The sequence below is a fragment of the candidate division Zixibacteria bacterium HGW-Zixibacteria-1 genome (assembly GCA_002838945.1).
In the GTDB taxonomy this organism is placed as follows: domain Bacteria; phylum Zixibacteria; class MSB-5A5; order GN15; family PGXB01; genus PGXB01.
On the sequence record PGXB01000004.1, the window covers coordinates 67328 to 83452 of the forward strand.

A 16125-nucleotide genomic window follows, 5' to 3' on the forward strand; every position below is an offset into this window, starting at 1 on the left:
AAGGGTATAGAAAAAGTATATTCTGGCAGCAATAGAGATTCCTTGGAAAGGAGGAAAATGTGAGAAATTCTGTCTTCAACAGGCTGATATTGGCGGCATTAATTGCCATCTTTATTCTCGGTGTCGCGTCCCCGGGCTTCGCCTTTGACAAAATGAGAAAAGGCTTTATTCTGGGATTTGGTCTTGGACCGGGTTATGACAAATATACCGAGGCCAAGGATTCTTCGGGGACAGAAATCAGATCATTCGATGAGGGCAAGGTTTCCCTTTTCTCCGATTTCAAAATCGGATATGCCCCGTCGGAGAAATTGATGGTTTACTGGATGAGCAAGGGCGCCTGGTTCGGAGTCGATTCGACGATTATAGATGAAAAAAAGGAAACGGTATCGATTCTGGGCGGTGTCGGCGGCATTGGGGTGACTTATTTTCTCAGTTCGGAAACACCGTCGTTCTTTGTGAGCGGCGGAGTCGGGTTTTCCTCCTGGAGTCTGCCGTTCGAGGGAAGCGATCCCTGGACCGGTATCGGTGCGGCGGGCAGCATCGGCTATGAGTTCACCAGAAACTGGACACTGGAGGCAAGTGTTCTTTATGGCAAGCCGAAGCATGAAATCGACGTGTATAAAGATGAAGCCAAGAATATGGCCTTTGGTCTGACCATAAACGTGCTGGGTTATTAATAGCATAAGACAACATTACCGTATCGGAAAAAGCCGTGCATACATGCGCGGCTTTTTTGTTGCTCCATATCACGCATCATCCAAAAAAACATTTCTATTATAATTGTTGTTGACAAAAATAAATAAAAACAGCCATTTTGAGGATAATAAATATTAAAACCAACAGATTGTATTATGTTTAAACATTTATTAACAAAAGGAGTTCAGGGATGAAAAGACTTTTCGTTCTTGGTCTGATGGCGGCGCTGTTCGCGGTGACAGCAGCGGCACAGGAAACCCCGATCGACAAAGGGAGCATGATCCTGGGCGGTACTGTAACATTTCAAAGCTATAGTGGCGATTTGTATAATAATCAAAACGGCGACGGGGAGAAAATATTTGCTTTCATGCCGAGCTTTGGTTATTTCATCGCGCCCGGGGTCGTCATCGGGGCTGATCTTATTTATCACTCCGATTCTCAGGGTGATTGGAGCGGGTCTATTTTTGGTATTGGGCCGATGGTTGGTTACTATTTCAATACCAATAAAGAAAGGACAGAAATCAAGGGGTCAATGTACCCTTATGTCAAAGGCACTTTTCAGTATTTGAAATCCGGTGGAGATTATGTCGACGAGACCAATACCGCTTTCGGCGGAAGTGTCGGTATCAACTATATGCTTTCCAATGCCGTGGCTGTTGATTTTGGTATAAATGTGATGTCGGCCACTGAAGACTTAGAGGGGTATGATTCACTCAGCGGCACTGTAATAACGATCGGTGCCGGTATGCAGGCCTTTATATTTTAATTAATGAGATAAGAATAATATCAAGACCGGGTTATATTCCCGGTCTTTTTTTATGCTTCTTTTCATATATTTTATTATCTTATCGGCCTATGAAAAGGCTGCAGTTCAGAATTCATATCCCTATTATCCTGCTTTCTATAATCATGTTGTTCACGAACGCATCGGCCGAGAATAATAACGGCGCGGTGACAGTGGCCGCCGGGATTTCGATACCGCTCAGGCCGAGTGCCGTCACCGATAATTACGGTATCGGACCGAATGTTGGATTCGGGTTGTGTTATGATCCGGCCAGAATTCTGGAAATCGAGCCGCGAGTAATTTTCAACTCCTTTCCTCATCAGGATCATGAGTCTTTCAAGCTCTTCGAAATCGGGGCCGACATCAAAATATATACTCAGGAAAGAAGACCGGAAAGACTGGCCACTTACCTGGTAATCGGGCCCGGCCTGTCATACATGAGTTACTCCAACGGCGAGGAATTATGGGGTGATAAGTTCGATAAGGAATCCAGAACCGGTACGGAAACCGATTTCGGGATGAGTTTCGGACTGGGCATAGAGCATCCGGTCGTGCCCGGATTCGGCGTCTTTATGGATATCAGGTACGCTATTGATTATGGCGAGTATAATGTCGTAACATATCTGCCGATTCGGTTCGGGCTGAAATTCAGTTCCAAAAGACAAGGAGCCGGACGATGATATCACGGCTCCTGAATTATTTACTTTGAACAGGCCTATTCTTCCGGTTTCGTTTCCAATTCCAACTCGATAATCGGTGTTTCGGTATTAACCTGGTCGCCGTCGGCAAAGTTGACCTTCTTGACGGTTCCTACCGCGGCTGAATTGACCTGGTGTTCCATCTTCATGGCTTCGACAATAACCATCGGCTGTTTCTCGACCACTTTATCGCCTTCCTTAACCAGTAGTTTGACGATTTTGCCGGGCATCGGGGCGTAAATTTTATCCTTCTCCCCTGCCATTCCGCCCGCACCGCCGATATTGTTGCCGTCCTCGGAGGGTATGGCGAGTTCCATAAGCAACCCATCAATATCGAGAAATGATTTATTGCCGTTGACCACGCAGCAGACGGTACGTCGGGTTCCGTTTATTTCGACGCTGTACTTTCCGGAGGCAAGTTCGACGATATTGAAGATTTTATCGCCGACGGAAACTTTGATTCCATCGGGAGTAATTTCCATATCGGTTTCGATGGTTTCTTCCCTATGAATAAATTCGTTTTTCATTTTCCGATCCTCATCCCAATCTCCCAGGGGCCGATAGTCTGCCAGGGTGACGGCTGCGATGCTTTTCTGCTGCCGGTCATGTTTGTGCCGACCTTGCGCATCATCGCGGCCGATGAAACCGCGGCGGCCAGGTCGAAGATTTCAGCGGTATCAACCTTTCGATCGCCCATATGAAGTTCGATAAAGTTGGTGTATGTCCGGCCGGCCCTGAATTCAGCATGTTCGAGAACATCGATCATGAAGCGCCGCGATGTTTTTATACCCAGGATACGATAATCCTTGAGGGCATCGATCATCTTGTTAATGGCCATTTCACGGTCGGGAGCATGGACGATCAATTTGGCCAGAATGGGGTCGTAATCGACCCCGACGACAGTACCGGCGGCAACGCCCGAATCGACCCTGATACCGGGGCCAACCGGTTCCTCATAGTACAATATTTTCCCTGAGGAGGGCATGAAATTATCTTCGCCGTCTTCGGCATAAATACGACACTCGATCGCATGGCCGCGCTGGGTGGCATTGCGCACATATTCGGAAATCGGTTCGCCGGCGGCGATTTTGATTTGTTCGACGACCAGATCGACCCCGGTGACCATTTCGGTAACGGGATGCTCGACCTGAATTCGGGTATTCATTTCAAGGAAATAATATCCGCCGTTTTTATCTAGCAGAAATTCGACCGTACCGGCATTGATATACCCGGCGACAGCCGCAACTTTGGCGGCAACGGCACCCATTTTCGCTCTCAGTTCGGAACTAAGTGCAGTGGATGGAGTCTCCTCGATGATTTTCTGATGACGGCGCTGAATAGAGCACTCACGCTCGAAGAGGTGCATGGTATGGCCGTGGGTATCGGCCAGCACCTGAAATTCGATATGGCGCGGATTTTCGATATATTTTTCAAGATAGACGGTATCGTCACCGAAAGCATTTTTGGCCTCGCGCCTGGCCGCCTCGACAGAGGCTTTGAGCTCCGCAGGCGATTTGACAACGCGCATGCCCTTACCGCCGCCGCCGGCGGCGGCTTTGATGAGGACCGGGTAGCCGGCCGTTTCGGCGGCTTTCTCGAACTCCTCCAGACTGGCGCCGGCCGATTTCATGCCGGGGATCAACGGCACACCGGCATCGGCCATTTTGATTCGTGATTCGACCTTATTGCCCAGCAAACGCATGGCGTCAGCGGGCGGACCGATAAAAGTTATACCGGCTTTGACACAGGCCTCGGGAAAGCGCGGATTTTCGGCCAGGAAACCGTAGCCGGGGTGGATAGCATCACACCCATGCGCTTTGGCGGCATCGATAATTTTTGGAATGGATAGGTATGATTCATTCGGCGGCGGCGGGCCGATTTCGACCGCTTCACCGGCAGACCGGGCATGCACCGCATCTTTGTCAGCCGTCGAATAGACGGCCAGGGTGGGTATGCCCAGAAGCCGGCAGGCGTTGATAACCCGCATGGCAATTTCGCCGCGATTGGCAACCAGTATCTTTTTGAAGTATCTATCAGCCATTTATTCTTCAACCCATTTTGGTTTACGCTTTTCAAGAAAGGCATTCATGCCTTCCTGTCCCTCATTGGAAATTCGCAATCTGGCGATCATTTCGGCGGTGAACGGCTTGTACTCCGCCTCGTTCATATTCGGTACCGATGACACCAGAGTTTTGGCGACCGCGATCGCTTCCGGCCCGGATGATTTTATCATCTTGACCAGATTATCAATCGTCTCATCAAGCTCATCGTCGTCAACATAGTTGTTGACCAGGCCTATTTTGAAGGCCTTTTTCGCCTTCATGCGTTCGCCCGTGATAAAAAATTCGCGGGCCTTTCCCTCGCCTATTTTCTTGACGACATACGGCCCGATACAGGCGGGAACAAGACCGATCTTCACTTCGGAGAACGAAAACAGGGCCGACTCGGCGGCAATGGCGATATCGCACACCGCCACGAAGCCGACGCCGCCGCCGATCGCGGCACCGTTTATTTTGCCGATAACCGGACAGCGGAAATTGTATATCATCGCGAACAAATCGGCCAGGGCATTGGATTCTTTCAGGTTTTCCTCGAATGATTGCGTGATAACCCGTTTCATCCAGTTCAGATCGGCCCCGGCACAGAATGACTTTCCTTCGCCGGTGAGGACTACGGCCCGGAGCGCCTTTTCGCCGTCGAGCTTCCTAAACAGATCGGTCATTTCATAGATGACGATATCATTGAAGGCATTATGCACTTCGGGACGGCAGAAGTCGATATAGGCAACGCGATCCTGTATTTCATATTTTATCGTCTGGTAATCCATGTCATTTCCCCTACATCCTGAAGACACCATATTTCTGATCGGGAATGTCGGCGTTGAGCGACATCGCAATACCAAGAGCCAGCGCCTCGCGCGTCTCGGTCATGCCGACGATGCCGTCATCCCAGAGACGCGCCGTCGAATAGTATGGTGACGACTCCGCCTCGTATTTTTCCAGGATGGGCTGTCTGATAGCAGCGATTTCATCAGGCGTAAGTTTCTTGCCCTCGCGTTCGAGCTGCTTGACTTTAACCGTCGCCAGCACATCGGCGGCCTGTTCGCCGCCCATAACGCAAATCTTGGCATTGGGCCACATCCAGAGAAGGCGCGGAAAATAACCGCGGCCGCACATGGCATAGTTGCCGGCGCCGTATGATCCCCCGATGATGACGGTGAATCTGGGCACCTGGGCGTTGGCCACGGCATGTACCAGCTTGGCGCCGTCACGGGCGATACCGCCCGCTTCGTACTGGCGGCCGACGATAAAACCGGTGATGTTCTGCAGGAAGAGAAGCGGAATTTTCCGAATGGTGCAAAGCTCGATGAAGTGGGCTCCTTTGAGTGACGATTCCGAGAAGAGGATGCCGTTGTTGGCGAGGATGCCGACCGGATATCCCATTATTTTCGCGAAGCCGCAGACCAGGGTCATGCCGTAGAGTTCCTTGAACTCATGGAATTTCGAGCCATCCACCAGCCTTGCGATCACCTCGCGGGCATCATACGGTTTGCGAAGATCATTGGGCACGACACCATAGAGTTCTTCGGGATCATAGTACGGTTCCTCGACCTCGCCCATTTCAAGCTCGAATTTAGGCCGGCGATTGAGATTTTCAATAATATTCCGGCAGATCTGCAGGGCATGCTTGTCGTTTTGGGCGTAATGATCGGTGACGCCGGATGTCCGGCAGTGCACATCGGCGCCGCCGAGTTCCTCGGCGGTGACAACTTCTCCTGTGGCCGCTTTGACCAGCGGCGGTCCGCCGATAAAAATTGTCCCCTGCTTGCGGACGATGACGGTTTCATCGGACATGGCCGGAAGGTACGCACCGCCGGCGGTGCATGAACCAAGGACGGCCGATATTTGCGGGATGCCCATGGAAGACATCCGGGCCTGGTTATAGAAGATGCGCCCGAAATGATCTTTGTCGGGGAAAACGCCGGACTGCATCGGCAGGAAAATGCCGCCCGAATCGACCAGATAGACACAGGGCAGGTTGTTTTCCTGGGCGACGCGCTGGGCGCGGGCATGCTTGAGAATGGTGATCGGATAATAAGTGCCGCCTTTGACGGTGGCATCATTGGCGATGACCATCACTTCCCGCCCATGGACGATACCGATACCGGTAATGAGTCCCGAAGCCGGGGCATCATTATCGTACATATCATATGCCGCCAGCGAAGACAATTCCAGAAACGGAGTATTTTTGTCAAAGAGGAGACCGACCCGTTCGCGCGTCAGCAGTTTGCCCCGCTCGAGGTGCACCTTGCGTGACCGCTCCGGACCGCCCTCTTTTATTTTTTCCAGTCTTTCCTTGAAGATCCGGTGCTGCTCTTTGTTGAGCCGAAGGTTTTCCTTGTAAGCATCGGAAGATGTACTGATTTTGGATTCTATTCTAAACATTTATCCCCTGTCCCAGTCCTAACGGGGTTCGAAACAAACGGGGCCGGATGATTCCCGGCCCCGCATAAACTATATTAATACCATTTGGGTACGAACTTATAGCCGTAACTGAGCACGCCGTGATGCCCATCGGTCTGAATGCGGCGGAATTCGATCCGCACTTCCATACCGACAGTCAGTTTATCGACATCACAGTCGGTCACCTGGGCCAGAAGTCTGACGCCATTGGCCAGTTCCGCGATGCCGATGGCATACGGCGCCTGATCGGTAAACTGCGACGGCGCCACACGAATGACGGAAAAAGTGAGCAGCTTGCCGGTATCCGGCAGGATGACTTTCTCGAATTCGCGGTGACCGCATTCCGGGCAGATCAGACGGTACGGGAAGACAACCTTGCCGCACTTGGTGCATTTACCGGCTTCCAGGCGATAGCGATGTTTGCTATCTCTCCAAATTCGTGATGGAAACATCAGGCCACCTCCATAATATGAACCAGAGTGGAACCGCCGGAACCACCCATGTTTTGAGTCATACCGATTTTCGGCTTGGTCTTGAGCTGACGGCCGTTTTCGGCTGTCCCGCGAAGCTGCTTGACAACTTCGATAACCTGGGCGACGCCGGTCGCTCCGACCGGATGCCCCTTGGATTTCAGACCGCCCGAAGTGTTGATCGGGAAGGAACCTTCAAGCGAGGTCTCCCCTTTTACGACCGCTTCACCGGCCTTGCCCGGCGCATACAGCCCGAGTGATTCCATGACAATGATCTCGGCAATGGTAAAGCAATCATGAACCTCGGCAAAATTGACATCCTTAATGGTCTTGCCGGCCATCTTGAAGGCTTTCTCGGCCGCTACCGTGGTCGCTTTGATCGTGGTCAGATCTTTGCGGCTGTGAAGCGCGATGGAATCGGTGGCATGACCGGAACCGATGATTTTAATGATCGGCTTGCCCAGTTTTTTGGCAATATCGACCGTGGTCAGAATCACAGCGGCGCCGCCGTCGGTGATCGGCGAACAGTCCAGGATTCGGAGCGGACTGGCCACCATGACCGAGCTCTCGACCGCCTCGCGGGTAACCTCGAAAGGATACTGGGCGAACGGATTCATCGAGCCGTTGTGATGATTCTTGACCGACACCGCCGAAAGCATCTCGCGGGTGGTGCCGTATTTTTCCATGTGGGCGACCGCCATCAAAGCATATAAACCCGGAAAGGTGGCGCCGTGGAAAACTTCATATTCCTGGTCGGCAGCGGCCGCCAGGGCATATGTGGCGCCATCGCCGGAGATATCGGTCATTTTTTCGACACCGCCGGCCATGACAATATCCGACATCCCGGAAGCAACTTCGATAAAGGCATGGCGGAAAGCCAGACCGCCGGAAGCACAGGCCGATTCGACCCGCGATGCGGCCAGATATTTTTGCCCAAGATAATCGGCCATAAGTGAGCCAACATGTTCCTGGCCGATGAAAAGGCCGCCGGTCATACAGCCGATGATCATCGAATCGAGGTGATCGACTCCTGCATCATCGATGGCCGCCAGGGCCGCTTCGACATATAAGTCACGGAATGATTTTTCCCAAATCTCGCCGAATTGGGTCATACCCACGCCAACAACTGCAACATCTCTCATATGTCTCACCTCCTAAGCATTCTTCAGAATTTTGTGCCGGAATTTGGCGTAGGTTCCATAGTCAACATAGGTCAGGTTTTCATCGAGCAGTTTTCGTGTCCTGACCGCTTTATCGCGGGCTTCATCTATCCTGTCGGTGACTTTCCAGACAAAAGCATCCGAACCGGCGCCGGAACCGTAGGAAACCATGAGAATGGTGTCGCCCGGTTTGGCGATATCGAGGGTGGACGTGAGACCCATCGGCGACGCGCCCGAGTAGGTGTTGCCGAGAGTCGGCGAGAGCCAGCCCGGTTCGATCTGTTCTTTGGTGAAGCCGAGCATTTTGCCGACCCTCATCGGAAATTTGCCGTTCGGCTGATGGAAAACGGCATAAGTGAAATCTTTCGGTTTCATATTGGCCATTTTCAAGATGCCGTTGGCAGCGCCCATGGTGGTCCTGAAATAAGCCGGCTCGCCGGTGAAACGCCCGGCGTGCTGGGGATAAAATTCATGCTCACGGCGCCAGAAATCCGGGGTGTCGGTCATCCAGGAATAGGTGTAAAGCGCTTCGGCCAGGACATTCTGGATGCCCATAATGAAGGCAGCGCCGCCGGCAGCGGCCGAATATTCCAGAGCGTCGCTGGGCGCGCCCTGTGAAGTATCGGCGCCCACGGCCAGACCGTATTTAATATAGCCGGATTTGACCAGTCCCAGGCAGACAAACATCGCCTCAGAACCGGCCTTGCAGGCGAATTCGAGGTCGGCGCAATGAATATCGGGAGTGGCGCCGATAGCTTCAGCGACGACGGTTCCCGACGGTTTCACGGCATAAGGATGCGATTCCGAACCTATATAAATGGCCCCGATTTCGGCGGGGTTTATATTTCCGGCCCGTTTCAGGGCGTTTTTGGTCGCTTCCACCGACAGAGTAATGGTATCGGTATCGGGCGACGGGACCGATTTTTCCCTGAGCATTAGTCCTTTTTTGTAGCTTGGCGCATCGGCTCCCCAGACCTTGGCGATTTCCTCGACCTTAATCCGGTGCCGCGGGATATGCGCACCATAGCCCACGATTCCTACCATAGAAATACCTCGCAATTTATGTTTCCAACTCAGTTTGTAGTCGCTTCTTACCAAAGGAGCTATCTCGTAAAGATTTATAATATACCAATTTCATTTACGTTTCGCAAGGTCTTCACCGGGAATTATTTTGACATTTTCACCGATATAAATTGCGTTTTGGGCCGCCCGGTTCTATATTAACGTTCATAATGCTAATAATGAGACTTTTTTTAATTGCTTTTATTCTGTTCGTTGCGGTCGCGGCGACAGCCGATGACCAGGTCGGTTTTGAAGAAAATTATGTTCTCTATGAGGGCGAAACGGATAATTTTATAATTGACGCCCCCGATCACTGGTATATCGATATCGAGAATGCCTCGAAAGACGGCTACACGGCGGCCATATTTGCCGACACCGAGTCATATAACGACCCCAGCATGATTATATATGTCTGGGTTTACCATAAGGATTCCCTTTCCTTCCAGGAATTTATCAGCGAGGACTCGGCTTACTATATCAAACGGGATGCCGCTCTGACCGTTGCTTCGGCCGATACGGTTTTGACCGACCAGGGAAAAACGGCGGTGGTGTTCGAAATGGAAAATCCGGGTATGGGAAGCGAGACGGCGGCGATCGGCTATATTGATGCCGGGCCGGAAATAGTCATATATGAGCTGGATGTCAGGCGGCTGGACCATTTTTTGGAAGGCAACTATAATTTTAGAGAGGCGATATGGCTGTTTAAGGTGGTGGGTAAAGAAACAGAATAGACAAAAGTCCCAAAGGGCGGGTCATAATCAAAAATATTTTCTGACTAATTCAGCAATATCAAAAATCGGCGGGGTGATGCCCCGCCGTTTGGTGTTTTTGGTGTTTGCTGTTCAACATGGCACCGGGGCCATGTTGAAATCAATTAAATTGTCGTTTTGACTTTTTCAGATTCGATCGGAATTATTTTAAGTTCACCATCGGCGTAATCGATTAAAATACTGCTTTCATTTCCAATCTCGCCGGCCAGGATTTTTTTCGAGATGGTCTGGCTGAGTTCCTTGTTGATCAGACGTTTAATCGGCCGCGCCCCATAGGTCGGATCGAAGCCGATTTTGGCCAGATGTTCCACGGCGGCGTCGGTCATCTCAGCGGTGATCTCCTTCTCCTTCAGAAGCGCCTGCAGGCGCGTAAATTGGATTCTCACGATTTTGGTAATATCGTCCTGCTCGAGGGCACGAAAGACAATGTACTCATCGATACGATTGAGCAATTCCGGATTGAAAAGTCGTTTGATTTCGTCGGTGACTTTTTTCTTCATTGATTCATAGGACATGTCATGCATTTCCGGATCAAAGCCGACCGACCGCCCCTCGCCCATTCCGCGCGTGCCGATGTTGGAGGTCATGATCAGAATGGCGTTCTTGAAACTGACAGTGCGACCCTGATTATCGGTCAGGCGGCCGTCTTCAAGAATCTGCAGCAGCAGATTAAAGACTTCGGGATGCGCCTTCTCGATTTCATCGAACAAAATAATGGCATGCGGGCGGCGGCGCACCGCCTCGGTTAACTGGCCGCCTTCATCGTAACCGACATACCCGGGTGGCGCGCCGATGAGGCGCGACACGGAAAATTTCTCCATGTATTCCGACATATCGATCCGGACGATGGCGCTTTCGGTGCCGTACATAAATTCAGCCAGCGCTTTGGCCAATTCGGTTTTTCCGACGCCGGTCGGCCCGAGGAAAATAAATGATCCCAGCGGGCGGTTCGGGTCGGAGAGCCCGGCCCGTGACTGGCGGACAGCATTGGCCACCGCCGTGACCGCCTCATCCTGACCTATGACGCGCTCATGCAGTTTTTCTTCCAAATGCAATAAGCGTTCCATTTCCGATTCAGTCAAACGCTTGACCGGAATTCCAGACCATTTGGAGACGATATCGGCGATATCTTCAGCCTCGACTTCCTCCTTAAGCAGTTTCCGTGATGATTGGATCACTGTCAGCGAATGCGTCAGAAATTGCAGTTTCTTCTCGGCTTCGACCAGCGTGCCGTATTTGATTTTCGCGGCTTCTTCATAGTTGGCCTGGCGTTCCATCTCAGACGCTCTCTGCTTCAGCTCCTCTATTTCTTTCTTGATTCCATGAATGGCCTCGACCGTTTCTTTTTCCTTCAGCCACTGCGTTTTGAGGTCATCCCGTTTGACGTACAACTCCTCCAGTTCTTCCTCGATCGGTTTGATTCTGATGGCGGCATCCTTTTCAACCTTGATGCCTTCTTTTTCAATTTCCAGCCAGCGGATACGTTTCTCGAGGGCATCGAGTTCCTCCGGCATGGAGTCGATCGAGATGCGCAATTCGGCGGCCGCCTCGTCGATCAGGTCGATAGCCTTATCCGGCAGGAAGCGGTCGGCAATATAACGGTCGGACAGCTTGGCCGCCGCAACGAGCGCTTCATCTTTTATTTTGACATGATGGAATATCTCATAGCGTTCCCGCAGCCCGCGTAAAATCGAGATGGTGTCCTCCACCGAGGGCGGCTCGACCATAACCGGGGCGAAACGTCGTTCCAGTGCGGCATCCTTTTCGATATGTTTGCGGTATTCGTCAAGCGTGGTTGCCCCGACACAGCGCAGTTCGCCGCGGGCCAGCGCCGGCTTTAGCATATTGGAAGCATCCATCGCGCCTTGAATGGCACCGGCGCCGACGATGGTATGCAGTTCATCGATGAAAAGAATAATCTTCCCGGCCGCTTCATTGACCTCTTTGAGGACGGCTTTGAGACGTTCCTCGAACTCGCCGCGGAATTTCGAGCCGGCAATGAGCGAGCCGAGGTCGAGCGCCACCACCATCCGGTCCTTGATGGTTTCGGGGACCTCTCCCTTGATAATCTTCTGCGCCAGTCCTTCAACGATGGCGGTCTTGCCGACACCCGGTTCGCCGATCAGAACCGGATTGTTCTTGGTACGGCGCGAGAGAATTTTTATGATGCGGCGGATTTCATCATCGCGGCCGATGACCGGGTCGAGCTTGCCGACGCGGGCCTCGGCGGTGAGGTCGCGTGAATACTTTTCGAGCACCTGGTATTTCGACTCGGGGTGATCATCGGTCACGCGCGTCTTGCCGCGGATCGATGAAAGCGCCTTCAGAAAAGTTTCGCGGTCAACTCCCGATTCCCTGAGAATTTCCTGTGCCTTTGATTTGATTTCGAGCATGGCCAGAAAGAGATGCTCCACCGAGATGAATTCATCTTTAAGCTGGCCCGCTTCCTGCTCGGCCTTGGCGAAAAGCTGGGGCATCTCTCTCGACGGGTACAATTGCGCCCCTACGACTTTCGGCAGCAGTTTAATGTATTCGTCGATCTTTTTATTAATGGCATCCGGATCGGCGCCGATTTTTTTGAGCACCTGCCCGACCAGCCCCTCTTCCTGCCGAAGAAGCGCCGCCAGCAGATGCGCCGGTTCGATCTGGGCGTGCGATTCGGACATGGCCATTTGCTGCGCATAATTGATCGCGTCAGCCGACCTCTGCGTGAGTTTATTCATATTCATATATTTTCACTTTCCATATGCCTATTATTAACACTGCCCTTGCGGCATCTATATTAATCAGGCAGGTATCAGCGATATAAAATAAATCGACTGAATTACGACTGCATCGTTTTCTGCAACTCTTCGAGCAGTTCTTTCTGCCGCGGGGTGATATCACTTGGGACACCGATATGCACTTCGACATACTGGTCACCCTGGGCCCCATCGACCGAAAGCCCCATGCCTTTCAGGCGCAGTTTCGTTCCATGCGTCGTGCCCGGTTTGACATTAATATTGACCATTTTGGCCAATGTCTTGACCGGCACCTTGGCGCCGAGAACGGCCTGCGGGTATGATACCTCGACCGTCGTATAGATGTCATTACCCTTCCGCTCGAATTGCTGGTTTTTGTTTACATTCACGGTTATCAGTAAATCTCCATCGTGTCCGCCGTTGGAACCGGGATTACCCAGCCCGCGAAGGCGGACAATGCCGCCGTCATCGATTCCGGCGGGTATTTTTATTTTAATTTTTTTCGATTCCTTTACTCTTCCGGATCCGCCGCAGCGCCCACAGGGCGTTCCGGGTACCAGTCCCTTGCCCAGACATCGCGGACAGGGCCGCGATATGGAGAATCCGCCCTGAGCATAGCTGACCGTACCGCGCCCATTGCACTGCGTGCATACTTTTTGACCGCTTCCCTTCTGCTCGCCGGTGCCGCCGCAGACATCACAGGTGACCGGCTTGTTCATTCGAAGCGTCTTGCTCGTGCCGTTGATGGCCTCCTTAAAACTGACATTCAGTTTGAGCGAGAGATGGGCACCGCGATGCGGCTGTGCCGCCCGGTGTTTCCGGCTCCGGCCGCCAAAAAGATCCTCGCTTCCGAAAATCGAGCTGAAAATGTCGGCGAAGGAGCCCAAACCGCCCAGGTCCTCGAACCGGAAATTGCCGCCGAACTGCGAGGAGTCCTGAGCACCGCCCCTGGCCTGCCTGTGATCGAAACCGCCGAAAGCGCCGTATTTACGCATGGTATCATACTGGCCGCGTTTCTGCTCATCGCCCAATATTTCATAAGCTTCCGATATTTCCTTAAACCTGGCCTCGGCAGACGCCTCCCCTTTATTGCGGTCCGGATGAAATTTCTTGGCCAGGGTGCGAAACGCCTTTTTTATGTCCTCCTTCGAAGCATTTTCAGGCACGCCAAGAACAGTGTAATAATTTTTAGGCATCTATATTTATCATCTGCCTTTCCATATATATTACGGTTAACTCCAGTTTAATGAAGGCAACCGTTTGAGTCAAATAAAACAGGGGCCCGACGGCCCCTGCTTTTATTCATTCACCACTTCGAATTCAGCGTCAACCGCCTTATCATCCTTTTTACCCGAATCATTCGATTCGGGTCCCTGAGGGCCGCTGCCGCCCGGCTGCCCGCCCATATTCGGGTTGACATTCTGATACATGGTCGAGGCCGCCGTTTGCCAAATTTGATTAAGGGCATCAACCGCGGCCCGCATCTCATCGGTGTTGTCGGTCTTAAGGGCCTCATTGATGCGGTTGACCGCCGCCTCAATTTTGGCTTTATTGTCGGCATCGAGTTTATCGCCGAAATCCTTCAGATTCTTTTCGGCTTGGAACACCGCGGCATCGGCCGAGTTGCGAATATCGATTTTGCGCCGTTTTTCTTTGTCATCAGCCTCATGCACCTTGGCGTCATTGACCATTTTCTGGATTTCCTGCTCGCTTAATCCGGAAGAAGCCTCGATTCGGACATTCTGCGATTTGCCGGTAGCCATGTCCTTGGCCGTTACATTTATTATACCATTGGCATCAATGTCAAAAGCGACTTCGACCTGCGGGATACCGCGCGGCGCCGGCGGAAGACCGTCGAGGACGAACCGGCCGATGGTTTTATTGTCGATGGCCATCTCGCGTTCACCCTGCAGAACATGAATATCGACCTGCGTCTGGCTGTCGGCGGCCGTTGAGAATATCTGCGACTTTTTGGTCGGGATCGTCGTGTTGCGCTCGATCAGACGAGTCGCCACGCCGCCGAGAGTCTCGATACCAAGCGACAGCGGAGTGACATCCAAAAGCAACACATCTTTGACATCACCGGCCAGGACGCCGCCCTGAATTGCGGCACCGACGGCAACAACTTCATCAGAATTGACACTTCGGTTCGGTTCCCGGCCGAAGAGATTCCGGACCAGCTCGATGACTTTCGGCATACGCGTCATGCCGCCGACCAGGATGACATCATCGACATCCTTGAAACTGATTTTGGCGTCGGCAATGGCCCGGCGGCACGGTTCCATGGTGCGGTCAAGAAGGTCATCAACCAGCTGCTCGTACCGGGCGCGGGAGAGCCGGAGATTAAGATGTTTCGGCCCATTGGCATCGGCCGTGACAAAAGGAAGATTAAGGTCGGTTTCCATGGTCGATGACAGTTCGATTTTGGCCTTTTCCGCCGCTTCTTTCAGGCGCTGGAGAGCCATCGAATCTCTGGACAGGTCAATACCGTCCGTTTTTTTGAATTCGCTGACAAGCCAGTCAATAATCCGCTTGTCGAAATCATCACCGCCGAGATGCGTATCACCGTTGGTTGACAGCACTTCGAAAACGCCGTCAGAAAGCTCCAGAATAGAGATATCGAAAGTCCCGCCGCCAAGGTCATACACCGCGATCTTGCCGGTTTTTTTCTTGTCCATGCCATAGGCCAGGGCCGCCGCCGTCGGCTCATTGATAATACGCTGGACATTCAGTCCGGCGATGCGGCCGGCATCCTTGGTGGCCTGGCGCTGGCTGTCATTAAAATAAGCCGGGACGGTGATGACGGCATCGGTTACTTTCTGCCCGAGGTATTCCTCGGCTGTCTTTTTCATCTTCGAGAGAATCATGGCCGAAATTTCGGGCGGCGAATAATGCTTCCCGGTCATTTCGACGACCGCCTCGCCCTTGTCACCGGCGGCGACTTTGTACGGGAAGTTCTTTATTTCCCCGCTGACTTCGTCAAAACGCCGGCCCATAAACCGCTTAATCGAAAAGACGGTATTAAATGGATTGGTGACCGCCTGTCGTTTGGCCACCTGTCCGACCAGGCGTTCGCCATTCTTGTCGATGGCCACAACTGAGGGGGTGGTGCGGGCGCCTTCCGAGTTGGTAATGACGACCGGCTCCTTGCCCTCGACCACCGAGACGACCGAGTTGGTGGTGCCTAAATCTATGCCGATAATTTTACTCATTTTCTTTCCTGCCTTTCATTTCTATTTTCGCAAAAAACGGGCGGGTCGATCCACCCGCCCGTCTGCGTG

14 protein-coding genes are annotated in these 16125 nt (G+C 52.3%); 4 read left to right on the top strand and 10 right to left on the bottom strand.

Annotated elements, in window-relative coordinates; translation table 11 throughout:
* The first annotated feature begins 59 nt into the window (after positions 1 to 59).
* From CVT49_02890 to CVT49_02900, 3 genes are all read left to right on the top strand, one after another.
* Positions 60 to 677 (top strand): hypothetical protein, encoded by a 618-nt coding sequence (locus tag CVT49_02890; protein PKK84536.1) that lies wholly within the window; start codon positions 60 to 62, stop codon positions 675 to 677.
* Positions 678 to 886: 209 nt separating this feature from the next.
* Positions 887 to 1462: a hypothetical protein gene (locus tag CVT49_02895; protein PKK84537.1), complete on the top strand. Its 576-nt coding sequence runs from the start codon at positions 887 to 889 to the stop codon at positions 1460 to 1462.
* Positions 1463 to 1551: 89 nt separating this feature from the next.
* Positions 1552 to 2160, top strand: coding sequence for a hypothetical protein (locus CVT49_02900; protein ID PKK84538.1), 609 nt, complete (start codon positions 1552 to 1554; stop codon positions 2158 to 2160).
* A gap of 35 nt (positions 2161 to 2195) precedes the next feature.
* Here the strand turns inward: CVT49_02900 and CVT49_02905 are convergent, their stop codons facing one another.
* The 7 genes from CVT49_02905 to CVT49_02935 form a co-directional block, all read right to left on the bottom strand.
* A complete protein-coding gene (locus CVT49_02905; GenBank protein ID PKK84539.1) occupies positions 2196 to 2705 on the bottom strand; it encodes a hypothetical protein in 510 nt (169 codons plus the stop codon).
* The gene (locus tag CVT49_02910; GenBank protein PKK84540.1) at positions 2702 to 4219 is read right to left on the bottom strand and encodes a pyruvate carboxylase subunit A; all 1518 of its coding nucleotides are present in this window, start codon (positions 4217 to 4219) and stop codon (positions 2702 to 2704) included. The genes CVT49_02905 and CVT49_02910 overlap by 4 nt, the downstream gene beginning before the upstream one ends.
* Positions 4220 to 5005 (bottom strand): enoyl-CoA hydratase, encoded by a 786-nt coding sequence (locus tag CVT49_02915; GenBank protein PKK84541.1) that lies wholly within the window; start codon positions 5003 to 5005, stop codon positions 4220 to 4222.
* A 10-nt stretch (positions 5006 to 5015) separates the two neighbouring features.
* The gene (locus tag CVT49_02920; protein PKK84542.1) at positions 5016 to 6623 is read right to left on the bottom strand and encodes a methylcrotonoyl-CoA carboxylase; all 1608 of its coding nucleotides are present in this window, start codon (positions 6621 to 6623) and stop codon (positions 5016 to 5018) included.
* Between the two features lie 74 nt (positions 6624 to 6697).
* The gene (locus CVT49_02925; GenBank protein ID PKK84543.1) at positions 6698 to 7096 is read right to left on the bottom strand and encodes a transcriptional regulator; all 399 of its coding nucleotides are present in this window, start codon (positions 7094 to 7096) and stop codon (positions 6698 to 6700) included.
* Positions 7093 to 8253, bottom strand: coding sequence for an acetyl-CoA acetyltransferase (locus CVT49_02930; GenBank protein ID PKK84544.1), 1161 nt, complete (start codon positions 8251 to 8253; stop codon positions 7093 to 7095). The genes CVT49_02925 and CVT49_02930 overlap by 4 nt, the downstream gene beginning before the upstream one ends.
* Before the next feature lie 12 nt (positions 8254 to 8265).
* Complete coding sequence (locus CVT49_02935; protein ID PKK84545.1) at positions 8266 to 9315, bottom strand: hydroxymethylglutaryl-CoA synthase; 1050 nt, start codon at positions 9313 to 9315, stop codon at positions 8266 to 8268.
* Positions 9316 to 9512: 197 nt separating this feature from the next.
* Here CVT49_02935 and CVT49_02940 point away from each other — a divergent pair, with 197 nt between their 5' ends.
* Positions 9513 to 10064 (top strand): hypothetical protein, encoded by a 552-nt coding sequence (locus CVT49_02940; protein PKK84546.1) that lies wholly within the window; start codon positions 9513 to 9515, stop codon positions 10062 to 10064.
* A 143-nt stretch (positions 10065 to 10207) separates the two neighbouring features.
* On the opposite strand, the gene clpB is transcribed toward CVT49_02940, so the two are convergent.
* From clpB to CVT49_02955, 3 genes are all read right to left on the bottom strand, one after another.
* On the bottom strand, positions 10208 to 12832 hold the full coding sequence (clpB, locus tag CVT49_02945) for an ATP-dependent chaperone ClpB (protein ID PKK84547.1): 2625 nt from the start codon (positions 12830 to 12832) through the stop codon (positions 10208 to 10210).
* 95 nt (positions 12833 to 12927) lie between these two features.
* Entirely contained in the window at positions 12928 to 14040 is a 1113-nt protein-coding gene (locus tag CVT49_02950) for a molecular chaperone DnaJ (protein PKK84548.1), read from the bottom strand.
* 102 nt (positions 14041 to 14142) lie between these two features.
* Entirely contained in the window at positions 14143 to 16056 is a 1914-nt protein-coding gene (locus CVT49_02955) for a molecular chaperone DnaK (GenBank protein ID PKK84549.1), read from the bottom strand.
* Positions 16057 to 16125 lie beyond the last annotated feature (69 nt).

Excerpts from the sequence above, each read along its gene's own strand:
- CVT49_02950 (PKK84548.1), bottom strand. The coding sequence starts at position 14,040 with ATGCCTAAAAATTATTACACTGTTCTTGGCGTGCCTGAAAATGCTTCG.
- CVT49_02940 (PKK84546.1), top strand. The coding sequence starts at position 9,513 with ATGAGACTTTTTTTAATTGCTTTTATTCTGTTCGTTGCGGTCGCGGCG.
- CVT49_02930 (PKK84544.1), bottom strand. The coding sequence starts at position 8,253 with ATGAGAGATGTTGCAGTTGTTGGCGTGGGTATGACCCAATTCGGCGAG.
- CVT49_02910 (PKK84540.1), bottom strand. The coding sequence starts at position 4,219 with ATGGCTGATAGATACTTCAAAAAGATACTGGTTGCCAATCGCGGCGAA.
- CVT49_02955 (PKK84549.1), bottom strand. The coding sequence starts at position 16,056 with ATGAGTAAAATTATCGGCATAGATTTAGGCACCACCAACTCGGTCGTC.
- CVT49_02915 (PKK84541.1), bottom strand. The coding sequence starts at position 5,005 with ATGGATTACCAGACGATAAAATATGAAATACAGGATCGCGTTGCCTAT.
- CVT49_02895 (PKK84537.1), top strand. The coding sequence starts at position 887 with ATGAAAAGACTTTTCGTTCTTGGTCTGATGGCGGCGCTGTTCGCGGTG.
- CVT49_02920 (PKK84542.1), bottom strand. The coding sequence starts at position 6,623 with ATGTTTAGAATAGAATCCAAAATCAGTACATCTTCCGATGCTTACAAG.
- CVT49_02905 (PKK84539.1), bottom strand. The coding sequence starts at position 2,705 with ATGAAAAACGAATTTATTCATAGGGAAGAAACCATCGAAACCGATATG.
- CVT49_02900 (PKK84538.1), top strand. The coding sequence starts at position 1,552 with ATGAAAAGGCTGCAGTTCAGAATTCATATCCCTATTATCCTGCTTTCT.
- CVT49_02935 (PKK84545.1), bottom strand. The coding sequence starts at position 9,315 with ATGGTAGGAATCGTGGGCTATGGTGCGCATATCCCGCGGCACCGGATT.
- clpB (PKK84547.1), bottom strand. The coding sequence starts at position 12,832 with ATGAATATGAATAAACTCACGCAGAGGTCGGCTGACGCGATCAATTAT.